This is a genomic window from Rhodoferax sp. GW822-FHT04A08 (genome assembly GCF_058801025.1).
Genome location: NZ_JBXAMW010000001.1, coordinates 771,882 through 788,941 on the forward strand (window position 1 = coordinate 771,882; position 17,060 = coordinate 788,941).

The following is a 17,060-nucleotide window of genomic DNA, read 5'->3' on the forward strand; positions in this document are numbered from 1 at the left end:
AGAATGCAATTTTCCTTGGGCGCCACGGCGCTGTTGATGGGGCTTGCCGGCGGCCCCCATTGCGTCGCCATGTGTGGCGCCGCCTGCGCCGGCATTGGTCAGGCGGCCGGAGCCCGCAAGAACCCGGCAATATTGAGCTTTCAACTCGGGCGCATCGTGGGTTACTCCGCTTTGGGTGCCTTGGCTGCCGCCAGCATGCAGGGGCTGGGCTGGATGACCATCCAATCCGCGGCTCTGCGACCGGTCTGGAGCATGTTCCATGTGGCCGCCATGTTGCTTGGACTGGTGCTGCTGATCCGCGCCCAACAACCCATCTGGCTGGAGTCTGCTGGGCGGCGCATCTGGGCGCGCGCCAAGGCTTTGGGCGCCGGAGCGGGCGGTGCACCGCTGCTGCTGGGAACGTTGTGGGCCTTGTTGCCTTGCGGGTTGCTGTATTCCGCCTTGCTGGTTGCCGCCATGGCTGGCGGTCCGTTGGATGGCGCTCTGGTCATGGCGCTGTTTGCATTGGGTACCAGTGTCACCATGACTGCCGCACCTTGGCTCTGGCTCAAGCTGCGTGGCAGCGGTCGAATGGGGGGCAGCAGTGGTGCTTGGGGCGTTCGGTTGGCTGGATTGGCTTTGGCGGTCAGTTCCGGTTGGGCCTTGTGGATGGGCCTGATGCATAACACGGCGCCCTGGTGCGTCAACCCCTGATCGCCGGTGCCGAGCCCTTAGCCGAGGCCGGAAATGCCAGCCATGGTCTAATTTAGCCCCTTGGCACCACCCCCATTTTTCTGGTTTTGAATTGAAAACCGCCTATTCCCCTCATCGTCTCAGCGTTGCCCCCATGCTCGACTGGACGGACAAGCATTGCCGCTACTTTCACCGGCTCATGACCCGCCACGCCCGCCTGTACACCGAGATGGTGACCACCGGCGCCTTGCTGCATGGCGATGTGCCGCGCCATCTGGACTACAACGCGGAAGAGCATTCTGTCGCCTTGCAACTGGGGGGCAGCGATGCCGCAGATTTGGCAGCTTGCGCCAAATTGGGCGAGCAGTGGGGCTATGACGAAATCAATCTGAATTGCGGCTGCCCATCGGAGCGGGTGCAGCGCGGTGCATTTGGTGCCTGTCTGATGAACGAAGCCAGTCTGGTGGCCGATTGCGTCAAGGCCATGCAAGACGTGGTGGACGTGCCGGTGACCGTCAAGCACCGCATCGGCATCGATCGCACGGAGAGCTATGACTTTGTGCGGGACTTTGTGGGTACGCTTTCTGACGCCGGTTGCAAGGTGTTCATCGTGCATGCCCGCAACGCCTGGCTCAAGGGCTTGTCCCCGAAGGAAAACCGGGAGGTTCCGCCTTTGCGTTACGACGTGGTGTACCAACTCAAGAAAGACTTCCCGGCGCTCACCATTTCCATCAATGGCGGCATCCAGACCGACGCACAGGTTGCAGAGCAACTGTTGCATGTGGACGGCGTCATGCTGGGCCGTGAGGCCTATCACAACCCCTGGTGGCTCGCGAGTTGGGACCACGCCTTTTTTGGTGATCCACAATCCGGCTTGACGCGGGAAGAGGTCGAAGAACACATGGTGGCCTACATGGAGCGCGAAGCCGCGCAACATGGCACCTCCTGGTACAGCATCGCCCGCCACATGCTGGGCCTGCGCCACGGCTTACCCGGTGCTCGCAAATGGCGGCAGGTCTGGAGTGACCATCGCCACAAGGGTCTGTCTGCGCGGGAAGTTCTGAAAATTACCCGGCAGGGCGTGCGCGCTGACCTGACGGAAGATGCTGCCGCTTAGCTACATAAGCGACAGCATTTGAATTTGTCGGTGCCCCGCGAGTAGCATGGCGCGAAGATCGCAGCCCAGGTGGAAGGCCTGGGCGTGGGTTGGCTGCCGTTGGAAAAAGTGCGCCAACTTTTAAAGAAGGGCACGCCGGTGGCGCGGCCTACAGAAGACCCGCGCGAACCGAATCTGCTGTTTGTCGGCTGGCATTCGCATCGTGCCGGGCCCAGCCTTGAAAAAAACATTGTGGCGCCAACAGTCCTATCCTGATGCTGAACCGGATTTACCTGAGCTTGATGACAACCTTGCCCTTTGCGCGGCCTGCCTCGACGTAGGCCACGGCGGCATTGGTTTCTGCGAAAGGGAACAACCGATCCACAACCGGGCGTATGGCCCCAGCCTCGATGATTCGGGTGATCTCCCGCAGTTGGCTTCCGTTTGCCTTCATGAAGAGGAACGCGTAGTCAATCCCGAGGCTCTTCGCTTTGCGCCGGACGCCCGAACTCAGCATCCGCAAGACCAATCGGACGAACCCGGGGGCTTTGATTTCCTGGCCGAATGCGGGATCAGGTGGCCCGGATATGGAGATGAGTTTTCCACCGGGCTTGAGCACACGCAGAGACTTCAGCAGCGTCTTGTTGTCCTGACTGTGCAGCACCACGTCGTAGTCACGCAGGGCATCCTCAAAGTCTTGAGTCTTGTAATCGACCGCGACGTCTGCGCCCAGACCCTTGACGAGGGCGACATTGCCCGTGCTCGTCGTGGTCGCAACCGTGGCGCCCAGATGCTTGGCCAACTGGATGGCAAAAGTCCCCACGCCACCTGAGCCTGCCTGGATAAAGACCTTCTGCCCCTTCTTTAGCTTGGCTTTTTCCACCAGTGCCTGCCAGGCCGTCAGACCCACCAGGGGGATGGAAGCGGCTTCCTCCATCGTCAGGCCCTTGGGTTTCAACGCCAGGGACGTCTCTTTGACGGGCACAAATTCCGCAAACGTGCCGATCCGAAAATCATCCGTCCGCGCATACACTTCGTCGCCCAATTTGAACTGTTGCACGTGCGGACCGACCTGCACGACCACTCCTGCCACGTCGTGGCCAAGGACCAGCGGCAGGCGATAGGGCAGGATGAGCTTGAACTCACCGCTCTTGATCTTGCTGTCCAACAGATTCACACCAGCGGCATGTACCTCAACCAGGACCTCGTCATCGCGCAGCTCCGGTATTGGCAAATCCGCCAGGCGCAACGCCCCCTTTTTTCCATAGCGATCAACGGCGAATGCTTTCATGGTGTTTGCCCCGCATGTGCGACGTCGAGCCGCAAATCTTTCCGAATTCCGGCATCCACCATGCCCGCAGGTGCAAATCTGCGCAGCAGCCGCAAGCGGCTTGCAAGCCCGCCTGCGGTGTAGCGGAGCTTCGGGTGAGCAGCATTGGCTGCTTTCAGCACTACCTCGGCCACGACACCCGGAAGATCCGCCGTGGCCATCACTTCCTTCACGCGCTCGCTCACGGCGGCGCGAACTTCGCTGTATGCGTCGAGCTTGGCATCGGGTTCCAGAAAGTTCGCATCGAAGGGCGTCTTGGTGTACGCAGGCTCGATCACCGAGACCCGGATGCCCCGCGTGCGCAGCTCATGGTCCAGCGACTCGGAATAGCCTTCGATCGCATGCTTTGTTGCGGCATACAGTGCGCCGTAAGGCATTGGCAGAAAACCCAGGACCGAGCCGATGTTGATGATGCGTCCCGCGCCCTGCGCGCGCATATGCGGCAGCACAGCGCGCGTCATCCGCACGATCCCGAAAAAATTCGTGTCAAAAATTGACTTGGTTTGCGCAATAGAGCTTTCCTCTGCGCCCGCAGGCGCAACTCCGAAGCCCGCGTTGTTGACGAGCAAATCGATGCGTCCCTCTCGCTGTATCAGCGTCTGCACGGCGGCATCGACGGACTCATCGCTGGTCACGTCGAGCGACAGCATCTCGAACGTCTTCCCGGCAACTTTGCCGCCGCGGCGGCTCGTGCCATAAACCGTGTAGCCAGCCTTCGCCAACAGCTCTGCAGTAGCCTGACCGATGCCCGACGAGGCACCCGTTACGAGGGCAACCTTGCCCCCATTCCTTTGGTCGTTGCTGTTTGTATTCATCACGTTTCTCCTTCAATGGTGGGTGGAATTAGCAGTTTCGTATGATAATCATCATATTTAAAATCGAACGAATAGGCAGGACGTATGAGCGACATTCAAAAGTGGGTTTAGTGAGCGGTGTGGGTCAGATGCTTGCGTGAGGCGTCAAGCAGGCTTTCAGCCAGATCCGGCTCATCGACTGCGCGCGCCAACAGCAGGGCGCCGACCATGGTGGAGATCGTGACAAGGGCTCGTTCGTGGGCGCCAGGCTGCCCCCAGTCTGGCGACTGGCGGGCGAGCAGGTCAACCATTTCCTTGATATGCCGCGTTGCGACCCTGCGCACTTCGGGCACCTGACGCGCCGTTTCAGAACCCAGTGCCGCCAGCGGACAGCCTAACTCTGCATTGTCCAGGTGCGCTTTGGAGAGGTAGGCGTTCAGTATGGTTTCCAACGCCTTTTTGGGCGGCACATGCGCCACTGCATCCGCGGCAGCAGCAGCGGACTCTGCACACGCCCGCCCTGCAGCCTCTGCCAGCATGGCTTCGCGGGACGCAAAGTGGGCATAAAAGGCGCCATGCGTCAGGCCCGCTTCTTTCATGATGTCGGCAACACCCGTACCGTCATAGCCGCTTCGGCGGATCGCCCGTGCGGCCACCGACACGATGCGCTCGTGGGAGGCTTCCTTGGCTGCTGCTCTGGTGTTGGGATTTCTATTTCGCATGATGTGTATCATACAAAACAAATTGAGTTCGTGCAACCGAGTGAGTTGGGGAATGCTCTTACACCCGCGAAATGCCTTTGCAGATCAAAGCGCGTTAACCGAAGGCAGCAGGCCCGCTAGGTGTTTGCGCCCCAGCAAATGCCCAACCCGGCGGGGAATGATGATGGCCCAGTTTTCAGCATAGGCCGTGAACTGGTCTTTCTTGAGCGGGTCGATTTCGTAGCGAATTGAAACAGGTGATGGTCATGACGGCTCCTCTGGCTGGTGATCGGAGGGGTCTCAAGGGTGAATGCGAGGAATGCTTTGGTGGGTGACGAAATGATGGATGAGGCTGTTGGCGGAACTGCGCTGGTGAAGTGCAGTGAACGGCGGGTGGTGCCGACAAAGAAACAAAAGAGCGAGGCAGAGGATACTGCCGATCATGCCGGTACGCCCTAACAAGGCAGTCTTCTCGTTCGAGCCCAGTTTTGGAGAGCGGTGTGGGTCGAATTTCTGTCTAAAGCGTTAATCACATCTGCGGTCAAAGATCGCAAGTACCGAGACTCCAAATTGTCAATCAGTACCGCCGCTGATGAGCAGTTCTACCGGAATACACAACTTTGCAAGAGGGGGGAAATTGGCGCTTACCGAATTACTCCGCCGCCTCCAACCCATTAGCAAAATGCTCCCGCATCCGCTGCTGCGTGAGGGTTGCGTCCCGCGCCAGCAGCGCGGCCACGATGGCTTGGTGTTCGGCCAGTGACTCGGCGATGCGGCCGGTCTTGAGCAGGGAGTTGTGGCGGTTGAGCTTCATGACCTTGCGCAGGTCGGCCACCATCTGGTCGCGCCAGCGGTTGTTGGCGATGGCCAGCAGGCGCATGTGAAACTGTTCGTTCAGTGCGAAGAACTGGTCGGTGTTGGCCTTGCCAGGTTTGGCGGCAGCTTCCAGCGCCTTGTGCAGCTTTTGCAGTTCGGCCAGCTCGGCGTCGGTGGCTTTGGTGGCAACCACGCCCGCCGCGTCGCTCTCCAGCAGGCTGAGCAGGTGGTAGACGTCGGCGAGGTCGTTCTTGGAAACTTCGGTCACATAGGCGCCGCGGCGCACCTTCATGGTCACCAGGCCTTCTGCGGCCAGCACCTTCAATGCCTCACGCAGCGGGGTGCGGCTGATGCCGTATTCGTCGGCGATTTTTAGTTCGTCAATCCAGTTGCCAGGCTCCAGCTCGCGTTTGAAAATGCGCTGGCGAAGCAGCTCGGCCACTTCTTCATACAGCGGGCGGGGCGCGAGCGATTTGTTGGCGAGGGAGGCAGAGGAGGCGGCTGGCATGGGCATGGATTGTAAGCCAAAACACATATTTTGAATTTATAATTATGAATAATGTAAACTCCCAGCAGCCCTCCGGGCCACCCAGGATTTGTCCTGGCGGCCTGACCCATTGACCACGATGACCGCCATGACTGACAAAAACCCCGAATTCAAGACCGCCACGCTGGACGCCTGGGCCAAAGCCGCCGCCAAGTCCGCGCCCGGCGGCAATGTGGACGCTTTGAACTGGATCACGCCCGACGGGATTGCGGTCAAGCCCTTGTACACAGCGGCTGACACGGCGGACCTGAAGCACGCCGACACGCTGCCCGGTTTTGAGCCTTATTTGCGTGGACCGCAGGCCACCATGTACGCGGTGCGGCCCTGGACCATCCGCCAGTACGCAGGTTTTTCGACGGCCGAGGAGAGCAATGCCTTCTACAGAAAGGCACTGGCGGCAGGTGGTCAGGGCGTGAGCGTGGCTTTCGACCTGGCCACCCATCGTGGCTATGACTCGGACCATCCGCGCGTGACCGGTGACGTCGGCAAGGCTGGCGTAGCCATTGATTCAGTCGAAGACATGAAGATCCTGTTCAACGAAATTCCGCTGGACAAGGTATCGGTCTCCATGACCATGAACGGTGCCGTGCTACCTGTGCTGGCCGGTTACGTGGTGGCGGCAGAAGAGCAGGGCGTCTCGCAGGACAAGCTTTCCGGAACGATTCAGAACGACATTCTGAAAGAGTTCATGGTGCGCAACACCTACATCTACCCGCCGGCACCGAGCATGCGCATCATCGGCGACATCATTGGCTACACCGCCAAGAACATGCCCAAGTTCAACTCGATTTCCATTTCGGGTTACCACATGCAGGAAGCCGGTGCCAACCAGGCGTTGGAACTTGCATTCACCCTGGCCGACGGCAAGGAATATGTGAAGACGGCTATCGCGTCCGGTCTGGATGTGGATGAGTTTGCAGGGCGTTTGTCCTTCTTCTGGGCCATTGGCATGAACTTCTATCTGGAAGTGGCCAAGATGCGCGCAGCCCGCCTGCTGTGGTGCCGCATCATGAAGGGTTTCGATGCCAAGAACCCCAAGAGCCTGATGCTGCGCACGCACTGCCAGACGTCCGGTTGGTCGCTCACCGAGCAGGACCCCTACAACAACGTGGTGCGTACCACCATCGAAGCCATGGCAGCGGTGTTTGGCGGAACCCAATCCCTGCATACCAACAGCTTTGACGAAGCCATCGCGCTGCCCACCGAGTTCAGCGCGCGCATTGCCCGCAACACCCAGCTCATCATCCAGGAAGAGACCCACATCACCAATGTGATCGACCCCTGGGCCGGTAGCTACATGATGGAGAAGCTGACGCAGGACATGGCCGATGCCGCGTGGAAGATCATCGAAGAAGTGGAGGCCATGGGCGGCATGACCAAGGCCGTGGACTCCGGCTGGGCCAAGCTCAAGATCGAAGCCGCTGCTGCCGACAAGCAGGCGCGCATTGACTCCGGCCGCGATGTCATCGTGGGCGTGAACAAATACAAGCTCAAGACCGAAGACACCATCGAGGCGCGCGACATCGACAATGTGGCCGTGCGCGATGGCCAGATCGCTCGCCTGAAAGCCATCCGCGCCAGCCGCGACAGCGCCAAGGTGCTGCAAGCACTGGCCGCGTTGACACAGGCTGCTGAAAGCAACACCGGCAATCTGCTGGACCTCTCCATCAAGGCCATTCGCCTGCGCGCGACGGTCGGCGAAGTCAGCGACGCGCTGGAAAAGGCCTTCGGCCGCCACCGCGCCGACACGCAAAAGGTGACGGGGGTGTATGCAGCGGCGTACGATAGCACCCAAGGGGACACCATGGAATTCTGGGACCAACTCAAGACAGACATTGCCGCCTTCGCAGAAGAGCAGGGCCGTCGTCCCCGCGTGATGATCAGCAAGCTGGGTCAGGACGGTCACGACCGCGGTGCCAAGGTGGTGGCTACCGCCTTTGCCGACCTGGGCTTCGATGTGGACATGGGCCCGCTGTTTCAGACGCCCGAAGAATGCGCCCGCCAGGCCATCGAGAACGATGTACATGCGGTTGGCGTCTCCACGCTGGCAGCAGGCCACAAGACGCTGGTGCCGGCCATCATTGCCGAACTCAAGAAACAGGGCGCGGATGACATCATCGTGTTTGTAGGCGGTGTGATTCCGCGCCAGGACTACGACTTCCTGTACCAAGCCGGCGTCAAGGGCATCTATGGCCCAGGTACGCCCATCCCTGCCAGCGCACGCGACGTGCTCGACAACATCAAGAAGGCCTTGGCAACCGCCTGAGCGGCGAACCCGAGGCAATGTGGATGGCTGCTGATTCTGTGACCGCTCCTGACGCGCGTGCAGCGTTGCGGGCCGGCGAAGTGGTGCAGGCAACGGGTGCGCTGCAGCGCCGCGCCATTGCCAAGGCCATCACCTTGCTGGAATCCACCCGTGCGGACCATCGTGCGCAGGCGGATGCCTTGCTGACCGAGTTGCTACCCCACAGCGGCAGGTCGCTGCGTCTGGGCATCAGTGGCGTGCCCGGTGTGGGCAAGAGCACCTTCATCGAAGCGCTGGGCTTGTACCTGATAGACAAAGGCCATCGCGTGGCGGTGCTGGCGGTGGACCCGAGCAGCTCGTTGTCCGGCGGCTCCATCCTGGGGGACAAGACGCGCATGGAGAAGCTTTCCATGCACGAGCGCGCCTACATCCGGCCCAGCCCATCCAGCGGCACACTGGGTGGCGTGGCCGAGAAGACCCGTGAGGCCATGCTGGTGTGTGAGGCCGCAGGCTTTGACATCGTGATTGTGGAAACCGTGGGTGTGGGCCAGAGCGAAACGGCAGTGCAGGGCATGACCGACATGTTTGTGCTGATGCAGTTGCCCAATGCGGGTGACGATCTGCAGGCCATCAAGAAGGGCGTGATGGAGCTGGCCGACCTGGTGGTGATCAACAAGGCCGACATTGACGCTGACGCTGCCATGCGGGCGCAAGCGCAAATCACATCCAGCCTGCGTTTGCTGGGCCTCAACGGCAATCCGCACGACCCGCACAGTGACAAGTATTGGCACCCGCAGGTGATCCGCCTCAGCGCGCTGCAGGGGCTGGGGCTGGACGCCTTTTGGGAAGCGGTCAGCTCTTTCCAGCGCCTCCAAACCGCCAATGGCCAATTCGCCAGCCGCCGCCAGCACCAGGCGCTGGCGTGGATGTGGGAGCGCATTGACGCGGGCCTCAAGCAGTCTTTCAAGAACAACCCGGCAGTGCGTGCGCAGCTGCCTGCATTTACCGCTGCAGTGCAGTCCGGCCAGATGGCCGCCAGTACCGCAGCTCGCAATTTACTGGCCGCGCTTGCCACCAGCACGCCGCCAGCAACCCTTTAGACAGAGACCAGAAAGAAGGAAACCATGCACGATATCCTGGAACAACTCGAAGCCAAGCGCGAGCTCGCGCGCCTGGGCGGTGGCCAAAAGCGCATCGACGCACAGCACAAGAAGGGAAAGCTCACGGCGCGCGAGCGCATCGAAGTGCTGCTGGACGAAGGCACTTTTGAAGAATGGGACATGTTTGTGGAACACCGCTGCGTGGACTTCGGCATGGCCGACAACAAGATTCCCGGCGACGGCGTGGTGACCGGCTACGGCATGATCAATGGCCGCCTCGTGTTTGTGTTCAGCCAGGACTTCACCGTGTTTGGTGGTGCACTGAGCGAATCCCATGCGGAAAAGATTTGCAAGGTGATGGACCAGGCCATGAAGGTCGGCGCACCGGTGATCGGCCTCAACGACTCGGGTGGCGCACGTATCCAGGAAGGCGTGGCGTCTCTGGGCGGCTACGCCGATGTGTTCCAGCGCAATGTGATGGCCAGCGGCGTCATTCCGCAAATCAGCATGATCATGGGTCCGTCCGCAGGTGGCGCGGTGTATTCGCCCGCCATGACTGACTTCATCTTCATGGTCAAGGACAGCTCCTACATGTTCGTGACCGGCCCCGAAGTGGTGAAGACCGTGACGCACGAAGAGGTGACGGCCGAGGAACTGGGCGGCGCCGTGACCCACACCACCAAGAGCGGTGTGGCCGATCTGGCGTTTGAGAATGATGTGGAAGCGCTGCTGATGCTGCGCCGCCTCTACAACTACCTGCCCTTGTCCAACCGCGAGAAGCCGCCCGTGCGCAAGAGCGGTGACCCCAGCGACCGCCAGGACAAGAGCTTGGACACCCTGGTGCCGGACAATCCCAACAAGGCCTATGACATGAAGGAACTCATCGTCAAGACCGTGGACGATGGCGACTTCTTCGAGATCCAGCCCGAGTACGCCAAGAATATCCTGATCGGCTTTGCCCGCATGGATGGCCAGACTGTGGGCATCGTCGCCAACCAGCCGCTGGTGCTGGCGGGTTGCCTGGACATCAAGAGCTCTATCAAGGCCGCACGCTTTGTGCGCTTCTGCGATGCGTTCAACATTCCCGTGATTACCTTCGTGGACGTGCCCGGCTTCATGCCCGGAACCACGCAAGAGTACGGCGGCATCATCAAGCACGGCGCCAAGCTGCTTTACGCCTATGCCGAATGCACGGTGCCCAAGATCACTGTCATCACCCGCAAGGCCTACGGCGGCGCCTACGACGTGATGAGCTCCAAGCATTTGCGCGGTGACGTGAACTTCGCCTGGCCCAACGCCGAAATCGCGGTGATGGGTGCCAAGGGCGCAGTGGAAATCATCTTCCGTGAAGACAAGGGCGACCCCGAGAAGCTCGCTGCCAAGGAAGCCGAATACAAGGCCCGCTTTGCCAACCCGTTTGTGGCGGGCGCGCGCGGCTTCATCGACGACGTGATCCTGCCGCACGAGACGCGCAAACGCATCTGCCGCTCGCTGGTGATGCTCAAGGACAAGAAACTGGAAAACCCGTGGCGCAAGCACGGCAATATTCCATTGTGAGTTGTATGGAAACGCACTCTTCTCTCGCAGGATTGGGCTACCCGAGCATTTTGCTCCGTGTCCCCCGCCTTTCGGGCTCCTCCTTTACCTACGCAAAACGTTCGGGCAGCCCGATCCGGTTGGTAGGGGCTCGCCCAAACTAAGACAGACGCCAGATACACATTGTTAGGAGACACCAAGTGTTTACCAAGATATTGATTGCAAACCGCGGCGAAATCGCTTGCCGCGTCATCGCCACCGCCCGCAAGATGGGCATCAAAACCGTGGCGGTGTATTCCGATGCGGACCGCGACGCGCGCCATGTGCTGCTGGCTGACGAGGCCGTGCACATTGGTCCGGCACCTAGCCGTGAGAGTTATCTACAGGCCGAAAAGATCATTGCCGCCTGCAAGCAGACCGGTGCGCAGGCGGTGCACCCGGGCTACGGCTTCCTGAGCGAGAACGCCGAGTTCTCCAAGCGGGTGGAAGAGGAGGGCATTGCCTTCATCGGCCCCAAGCATTATTCGATCGCCGCCATGGGCGACAAGATCGAATCCAAGAAGCTGGCGGGCGCAGCCGGCGTGAACTGCATCCCCGGTGTGAACGATGCCATCGAGTCGCCTGAGAAGGCGGTGGAGATTGCCAAGGGCATTGGCTACCCGGTCATGATCAAGGCCAGCGCCGGTGGCGGTGGCAAGGGTCTGCGTGTGGCCTGGAATGACAAGGAGGCGCTGGAGGGCTTTACCAGCTGCCGCAACGAGGCACGCAACAGTTTTGGCGATGACCGTGTGTTCATCGAAAAGTTTGTGGAAGAACCGCGCCACATCGAAATCCAGCTCATCGGCGATGCGCACGGCAACGTGCTGTACCTTAACGAGCGGGAATGCTCCATCCAGCGCCGCCACCAGAAGGTGATTGAAGAGGCGCCATCGCCTTTCATCAGCGACGCCACCCGCAAGGCCATGGGCGAGCAGGCCGTGGCACTGGCCAAGGCAGTGAAGTACCAAAGCGCCGGCACCGTAGAGTTCGTGGTCGGCAAGGACCAGAGCTTCTACTTCCTGGAGATGAACACCCGCCTGCAGGTGGAACACCCGGTAACCGAGGCCATTACCGGCCTGGACTTGGTGGAACTGATGATCCGTGTGGCGGCGGGTGAGAAGCTGCCGCTGACGCAGGCGGACGTGAAGCGTAATGGCTGGGCCATCGAGTGCCGCATCAACGCCGAAGACCCGTTCCGCAACTTCCTGCCGTCCACGGGCCGTCTGGTGCGCTTCTTGCCACCTGAGCAGACCATGTTCCAGGGGGACATCGAGCATTTGCTGGGCGTGCGTGTGGATACCGGCGTGCAGGATGGCGGCGAAATCCCCATGTACTACGACTCCATGATCGCCAAGCTGATCGTGCACGGCAAGGACCGCAAGGAGGCCATTGCCAAGATGCGTGAGGCGCTCAACGGTTTCGTGATCCGCGGTGTGTCGAGCAACATTCCGTTCCAGTCGGCCTTGCTGGCTCACCCCAAGTTCGTCACCGGCGACTTCAATACCGGCTTCATTGCAGAGCACTACAGCAAGGGATTCTTTGCGGAAGACGTGCCGCACGATGACTCCAACTTCCTGCTGGCCCTGGCTGCGTTCGTGCGCCGCAAATCACGGGAGCGCGCTGCTTCCATGAGCGGTCAGTTGCCGGGCTATGCGGTGAGCGAAGGCAAGAGCTACACCGTGGTCACACTGTCTACCGACGGCAAATCCACATACACCCCGGTGCACGTGGAGGGCTACGACGGGGAAACAGGTTCTGCCCGTCTGCGCGTTGGCAAAGACACCTACGCCATTCAGAGCCACACGCGCATCAACGAAATCCGTGTCGAAGGTACCGTCAACGGCGTGCCCTTCACCGCCCAGGTGGAGCGTGGCACGCCCACCAACCCGCTGGCCCTGCGTGTGCAGCACAACGGCACTCGGGTGGACGTGATGGTGATGGCACCACGCTGGGCCGAGCTGCATGCGCTGATGCCGTTCAAGGCACCACCGGACATGAGCCGCTTTGTGCTCTCGCCCATGCCCGGCTTGCTGGTGGATGTGGCCGTGGTGCCTGGCCAGAAGGTGCAGGCCGGTGAGCGCGTGGCCGTGATCGAAGCCATGAAGATGGAAAACGTGCTGTTTGCTGCGGCAGACGGCGTTGTCGGCAAGGTTCTCGCTGGCAAGGGTGAGAGCCTGTCGGTCGACCAGGCCATTGTGGAGTTCGTCTAAATGAAACGCCCCTTTCAGGTGCTGGGGGTCCAGCAGATTGCCATTGGTGGGCCGGACAAGAAGCGGCTGCAAAAGCTTTGGGTGGACATGCTGGGCCTGCAAGTGACCGGCACGTTCCAGAGCGAAAAAGAGAACGTGGATGAAGACATCTGCGCTATCGGCGCCGGACCTTTCAAGGTGGAAGTGGACTTGATGCAACCCATGGACCCGGACAAAAAACCCGCGGTCCATGCCACGCCACTCAACCACATCGGCCTGTGGATTGACGACCTGCCTACCGCCGTGGAATGGCTTATGGCACACGGCGTGCGTTTCGCGCCGGGGGGCATCCGCAAGGGCGCTGCCGGCTTTGACATCTGCTTTCTGCACCCCAAGGCCAGCGAGGAGTTTCCGATTGCTGGCGAGGGCGTGTTGATCGAGCTGGTACAGGCACCGCCCGAGGTCGTTAAGGCCTTCTCGCAACTGGCCTTTCCAGGCCCCAGCGTCTAGCCTTGCTGGCGTTTGGCGCGGGCGCGCGCCAACGCTGCCTCGATGATGGCGCGCTTCTTGTCGAGCACCACGGGGTCGGTGTGCTGGGAGTGCGCAGCCAGGTCCGACAACTTGAGTTCCGCCTTGACCACCAGCCGTTGCTGGTGCTCTTCGGCTTCGCGTTCCAAGCGCGAGGTTCTGGCTTCGTAACGCTGGCGCGCTGCTTGCGCCTGAGGCGCGGACCAGGCCTCCCAGCCCGTAGCTTCACCGCTTACGTTTTCCAGCAGGATGCAATCTACGGGGCACACCGGAAGGCATAGTTCGCAACCCGTGCACACTGGCTCGATCACCGTATGCATGCGCTTGTTCGTACCCACAATGGCATCCACCGGGCAGGCGTCTATGCACAGCGTGCAGCCAATGCACCAGTCTTCGTCAATGAACGCCACGGTGCGCGGGCCCTCTGCACCGAAGTCAGGGTCAATCGGCTTGACTGGACGACCAGTCAGGGTGGACAGACGTAGTACGCCCTCGCTGCCACCGGGCGGACATTGATTGATATCTGCCTCACCAGAAGCAACTGCCTGCGCGTAACCCAGGCAATCGGGGTAGCCGCAGCGCTTGCACTGGGTTTGTGGAAGGACGTCATGGATGCGCCCGCACAGCGGGTTGTTCACACCGTCCATCGCATCATTTTTTTGCCGCAGCGCGTTTTGCCACAGGCTTGGGGGCGGCCTTCCTGGCGGCGGTAGCCACGGTTTTCGCGGGGGTCTTCACGGCGGCCTTTGCCGGAGCCTTTGCAACGGCCTTCACCACGGGTGGGGTTTCCTTGGCCGCAGGCTGGGTGTTGTGGTCCAGAATGAAGGACTTGACCACCGGATACACGTGCTCGCGCCAGCGGCGACCCGAGAAAATGCCATAGTGGCCAGCGCCCTTGGCCTCGAAGTGGCGTTGCATTTCTTTGGGCACACCACCGCAGATCTCGTGTACGGCCTGCGTTTGGCCAGAGCCCGAAATGTCGTCGAGTTCACCTTCAATGGACAGCAACGCAGTGGTCTTGATGTCGTCAGGGTGTACCCGCTCAATCTTGCCTTCGGGACTCTTGACGTCCCAGGTCCCGTTGACCAGGCAGAAATCCTGGAAGACCACGCGTATGGTTTCCAGGTAGTAATCGGCGTCCATGTCCAACACGGCGTTGTATTCGTCGTAGAACTTGCGGTGGGCTTCGGTACTGGCGTCGTCCCCTTTGATCAGGTCCTTGAAGTAGTCGTAGTGGCTCTTGGCGTGGTGGTCCGGATTCATGGCCACAAAACCCGAGTGCTGCAGGAAGCCAGGGTAGACGCGACGTCCTACGCCGGGAAAGCTGCTGGGCACGCGGTAAATCACGTTGTGCTCAAACCAGGTGTGGCTCTTGTTCATCGCCAGGTTGTTGACCGCCGTGGGCGATTTGCGGGCGTCAATCGGTCCGCCCATCATGGTCATGCTCAAGGGAGTCTTCTCTCCGCGGCTGGCCATCAGCGATACCGCTGCCAGCACCGGAACGGTGGGCTGGCAAACGCTCATGACGTGGCAGTTGCCGTACTGCTTTTGCAAGTGGCGGATGAACTCCTGCACGTAGTTGACGTAGTCGTCCAGGTGGAACTCACCTTCGCTCAAGGGAACCAGGCGTGCGTTCTTCCAATCGGTGATGTAGACCTTGTGGTCACGCAACATGCTCTTGACGGTGTCGCGCAGCAAGGTGGCGTAGTGGCCCGACAGGGGCGCAACGATCAGGACCGCAGGCTGGTTCTTGATCTTGGCAAGAATATGGGTGTCGTCGCTGAAGCGTTTGAAGCGGCGCAGCTCGCAAAACGGCTTGTTGATTTCTACGCGCTCGTGGATGGCAACGTCCACGCCATCGACTTCAATCGTGCGAATGCCGAATTCCGGTTTTTCGTAGTCCTTGCCTAGGCGGTGCAACAAGTCGTATGTGGCCGAAATACGCTGCGCAAACGGGTTTTGCCCGGCGAACGAAAGCGGATTGGAGTAAACCTTGGCAGCGGCGTTGGCCAGATCCGCGAAAGGTTCCATCAGGGAGCGTTGTGTTTCGTAAAGCTGGTACAGCATGGATCACTCTCTTATAAAAATGGTGCAGTGCAATATAGCAGTTTTGTCTCTATCACGGTGGAGAGCTTGCCCTAAGTATCCCGCGTATGGCATTTCTGCTGTGTGAGCCGAAATTGCCCATCAATTCGGCGACCATGGTTTCCAGTCGGTTGCGGTCCGATGCATCCTGTTTGGCCAATTCGCTGAGCAAGTTGATGCCGGATTCCTTCACGCCAAAGTCAAACCCCGGATTGGAAACGTAATTTGCCGGCATGGTAGCCAACAATGTTGTCACTAGGCTTGCGGCGGCGTGGTTGGCCTGCAGGCTCACCACATCGCGCAGGTAGCGATCGCTCCATTCCGGATAGGTCCGGTCCTTGTCCGGGTTGTGCAGCGCCTTTTCCAGCATTCCTTCCTGGCGGGCTGAGGCTGCGCGTTCCAGCAGCTCGCTTTGGTACTTTTCCAGCACCAGATGGCGGTTGGAAAGCAGCACAGTCATCTCATCCTTCATGCCGCTCATGCCAGCCATCGCCAGCGCGTTGATGAGCAACAGGCGGGAGGCGGGCTCGCCCGGTGCCAGGGTTGCGTGGTAGGGTTGGGTCAGGTCTTGCAGATAGTGCAGGGCCATACCGGCAAAGCGCCAGCCCCAGTAGGCATGGTCGGTACGGAACGCCAGGGACGCCAGTGTGGAGAACTGGTGGAAGCGCAGCATAGGGTAGGTGCGCTTGATGAACGGAGCAGCCACATACAGGATGCGGCTTTCGTGCATGAACCCCATATGGAACGGCGCCTGCGTGGCATAGGGCAGGGACGGGTTGCCAAAGGGCTGAGTGCCAAAGCCGTATTGCTTTCCCCAGTCAGATGGGCTGTCTTCCCACAAGTTGATGTCCAGACCGAAGTCAGGCTCTTCTGCGGCTGACGCCAAAACGGAAAGCACCGGAATGGCTTCTCCCACCTTGAGCGAAATGAATTTGGGCGTACCGTTGCCGCTTTCCGGCAGAGTGCTTACCGCACTCAGCGGCAGCGGGCTGCCGGTGGTGGGGTTCCACGGGTCCGGCTGGTAGTACAACGCGAACTTGGCATTGGGCGCCACGCGCAATGCCATCAGAAACGCGGTGCGCCTGCTTTCGTCGCTGCGCGCCGGATCTGCCACAAATGCCAGCGGCGCCGGCCGTGCGGGGTACTTGTCCAGATTGGACCGGGCCCAGGCCTCTTCGCTGGCCAGCAGCGCTTCAATCGTGTTTTCTTCCAGCCGCAGAAAAGCTTCCAGGGGCTCCACGGTCACGACGGAGGCATTCACCACCTCGGGCATCTTCTCGAATGCCCGGTAAGTGGCCAAAGTATGGCTGCCCCACGCCATGGCCTGCGTCGCAGCAAGTGCGATCAGCAGCAGTACCGTGGAACGGAAAAAGCGCATGGGG

14 protein-coding genes are annotated in these 17,060 nt (G+C 60.5%); 7 read left to right on the top strand and 7 right to left on the bottom strand.

From position 1 onward, the window contains the following. Positions 1-3: 3 nt before the first annotated feature. Together AC1RMF_RS03615 and dusA are read left to right on the top strand one after the other, a co-directional pair. Positions 4-693 (top strand): sulfite exporter TauE/SafE family protein, encoded by a 690-nt coding sequence (locus AC1RMF_RS03615; protein WP_342617298.1) that lies wholly within the window; start codon positions 4-6, stop codon positions 691-693. Between the two features lie 91 nt (positions 694-784). After that, the gene (gene dusA, locus AC1RMF_RS03620) at positions 785-1,789 is read left to right on the top strand and encodes a tRNA dihydrouridine(20/20a) synthase DusA (protein WP_493139592.1); all 1,005 of its coding nucleotides are present in this window, start codon (positions 785-787) and stop codon (positions 1,787-1,789) included. A gap of 268 nt (positions 1,790-2,057) precedes the next feature. On the opposite strand, the gene AC1RMF_RS03625 is transcribed toward dusA, so the two are convergent. From AC1RMF_RS03625 to AC1RMF_RS03640, 4 genes are all read right to left on the bottom strand, one after another. Next, positions 2,058-3,059: an NADP-dependent oxidoreductase gene (locus AC1RMF_RS03625; RefSeq protein WP_493139594.1), complete on the bottom strand. Its 1,002-nt coding sequence runs from the start codon at positions 3,057-3,059 to the stop codon at positions 2,058-2,060. Beyond that, complete coding sequence (locus AC1RMF_RS03630) at positions 3,056-3,913, bottom strand: oxidoreductase (protein WP_493139596.1); 858 nt, start codon at positions 3,911-3,913, stop codon at positions 3,056-3,058. Before AC1RMF_RS03630 ends, AC1RMF_RS03625 begins: the two co-directional genes overlap by 4 nt. A 107-nt stretch (positions 3,914-4,020) precedes the next feature. Beyond that, the gene (locus tag AC1RMF_RS03635) at positions 4,021-4,626 is read right to left on the bottom strand and encodes a TetR/AcrR family transcriptional regulator (protein WP_493139598.1); all 606 of its coding nucleotides are present in this window, start codon (positions 4,624-4,626) and stop codon (positions 4,021-4,023) included. A 619-nt stretch (positions 4,627-5,245) separates the two neighbouring features. Next, positions 5,246-5,917 carry a GntR family transcriptional regulator gene (locus tag AC1RMF_RS03640; protein ID WP_342617304.1) on the bottom strand — a complete coding sequence of 224 codons (672 nt, stop codon included), beginning with the start codon at positions 5,915-5,917 and terminating at the stop codon, positions 5,246-5,248. Between the two features lie 127 nt (positions 5,918-6,044). Between AC1RMF_RS03640 and scpA the strand changes: the two genes are divergently transcribed. From scpA to AC1RMF_RS03665, 5 genes are all read left to right on the top strand, one after another. Beyond that, a complete protein-coding gene (scpA, locus tag AC1RMF_RS03645; protein WP_493139600.1) occupies positions 6,045-8,222 on the top strand; it encodes a methylmalonyl-CoA mutase in 2,178 nt (725 codons plus the stop codon). A gap of 23 nt (positions 8,223-8,245) precedes the next feature. Beyond that, the gene (gene meaB, locus AC1RMF_RS03650; RefSeq protein ID WP_493139602.1) at positions 8,246-9,301 is read left to right on the top strand and encodes a methylmalonyl Co-A mutase-associated GTPase MeaB; all 1,056 of its coding nucleotides are present in this window, start codon (positions 8,246-8,248) and stop codon (positions 9,299-9,301) included. A gap of 24 nt (positions 9,302-9,325) precedes the next feature. Further along, positions 9,326-10,858, top strand: coding sequence for an acyl-CoA carboxylase subunit beta (locus AC1RMF_RS03655; protein WP_342617307.1), 1,533 nt, complete (start codon positions 9,326-9,328; stop codon positions 10,856-10,858). 179 nt (positions 10,859-11,037) lie between these two features. Further along, a complete protein-coding gene (locus tag AC1RMF_RS03660; RefSeq protein ID WP_493139604.1) occupies positions 11,038-13,086 on the top strand; it encodes an acetyl-CoA carboxylase biotin carboxylase subunit in 2,049 nt (682 codons plus the stop codon). Next, complete coding sequence (locus AC1RMF_RS03665; protein WP_493139606.1) at positions 13,087-13,575, top strand: VOC family protein; 489 nt, start codon at positions 13,087-13,089, stop codon at positions 13,573-13,575. It abuts the gene before it with no gap. On the opposite strand, the gene rsxB is transcribed toward AC1RMF_RS03665, so the two are convergent. From rsxB to AC1RMF_RS03680, 3 genes are read right to left on the bottom strand one after another with little or no spacing between them, the layout of a single operon-like run. Then, complete coding sequence (gene rsxB, locus AC1RMF_RS03670) at positions 13,572-14,240, bottom strand: electron transport complex subunit RsxB (RefSeq protein WP_493139608.1); 669 nt, start codon at positions 14,238-14,240, stop codon at positions 13,572-13,574. The two genes, AC1RMF_RS03665 and rsxB, sit on opposite strands and share 4 nt — an antisense overlap. Positions 14,241-14,244: 4 nt before the next feature. Continuing rightward, positions 14,245-15,660, bottom strand: coding sequence for a polyhydroxyalkanoate depolymerase (locus AC1RMF_RS03675; RefSeq protein WP_493139610.1), 1,416 nt, complete (start codon positions 15,658-15,660; stop codon positions 14,245-14,247). 52 nt (positions 15,661-15,712) lie between these two features. Next, positions 15,713-17,056: a phospholipase C/P1 nuclease family protein gene (locus AC1RMF_RS03680; RefSeq protein ID WP_342617312.1), complete on the bottom strand. Its 1,344-nt coding sequence runs from the start codon at positions 17,054-17,056 to the stop codon at positions 15,713-15,715. Positions 17,057-17,060 lie beyond the last annotated feature (4 nt).

Bases quoted from the DNA above. Each gene is read 5' to 3' on its own strand.
- AC1RMF_RS03655 (WP_342617307.1), top strand. From the start codon at position 9,326: ATGCACGATATCCTGGAACAACTCGAAGCCAAGCGCGAGCTCGCGCGC.
- AC1RMF_RS03635 (WP_493139598.1), bottom strand. From the start codon at position 4,626: ATGATACACATCATGCGAAATAGAAATCCCAACACCAGAGCAGCAGCC.
- rsxB (WP_493139608.1), bottom strand. From the start codon at position 14,240: ATGGACGGTGTGAACAACCCGCTGTGCGGGCGCATCCATGACGTCCTT.
- AC1RMF_RS03680 (WP_342617312.1), bottom strand. From the start codon at position 17,056: ATGCGCTTTTTCCGTTCCACGGTACTGCTGCTGATCGCACTTGCTGCG.
- AC1RMF_RS03675 (WP_493139610.1), bottom strand. From the start codon at position 15,660: ATGCTGTACCAGCTTTACGAAACACAACGCTCCCTGATGGAACCTTTC.
- AC1RMF_RS03665 (WP_493139606.1), top strand. From the start codon at position 13,087: ATGAAACGCCCCTTTCAGGTGCTGGGGGTCCAGCAGATTGCCATTGGT.
- scpA (WP_493139600.1), top strand. From the start codon at position 6,045: ATGACTGACAAAAACCCCGAATTCAAGACCGCCACGCTGGACGCCTGG.
- AC1RMF_RS03625 (WP_493139594.1), bottom strand. From the start codon at position 3,059: ATGAAAGCATTCGCCGTTGATCGCTATGGAAAAAAGGGGGCGTTGCGC.
- AC1RMF_RS03640 (WP_342617304.1), bottom strand. From the start codon at position 5,917: ATGCCAGCCGCCTCCTCTGCCTCCCTCGCCAACAAATCGCTCGCGCCC.
- AC1RMF_RS03615 (WP_342617298.1), top strand. From the start codon at position 4: ATGCAATTTTCCTTGGGCGCCACGGCGCTGTTGATGGGGCTTGCCGGC.
- AC1RMF_RS03630 (WP_493139596.1), bottom strand. From the start codon at position 3,913: ATGAATACAAACAGCAACGACCAAAGGAATGGGGGCAAGGTTGCCCTC.
- meaB (WP_493139602.1), top strand. From the start codon at position 8,246: ATGGCTGCTGATTCTGTGACCGCTCCTGACGCGCGTGCAGCGTTGCGG.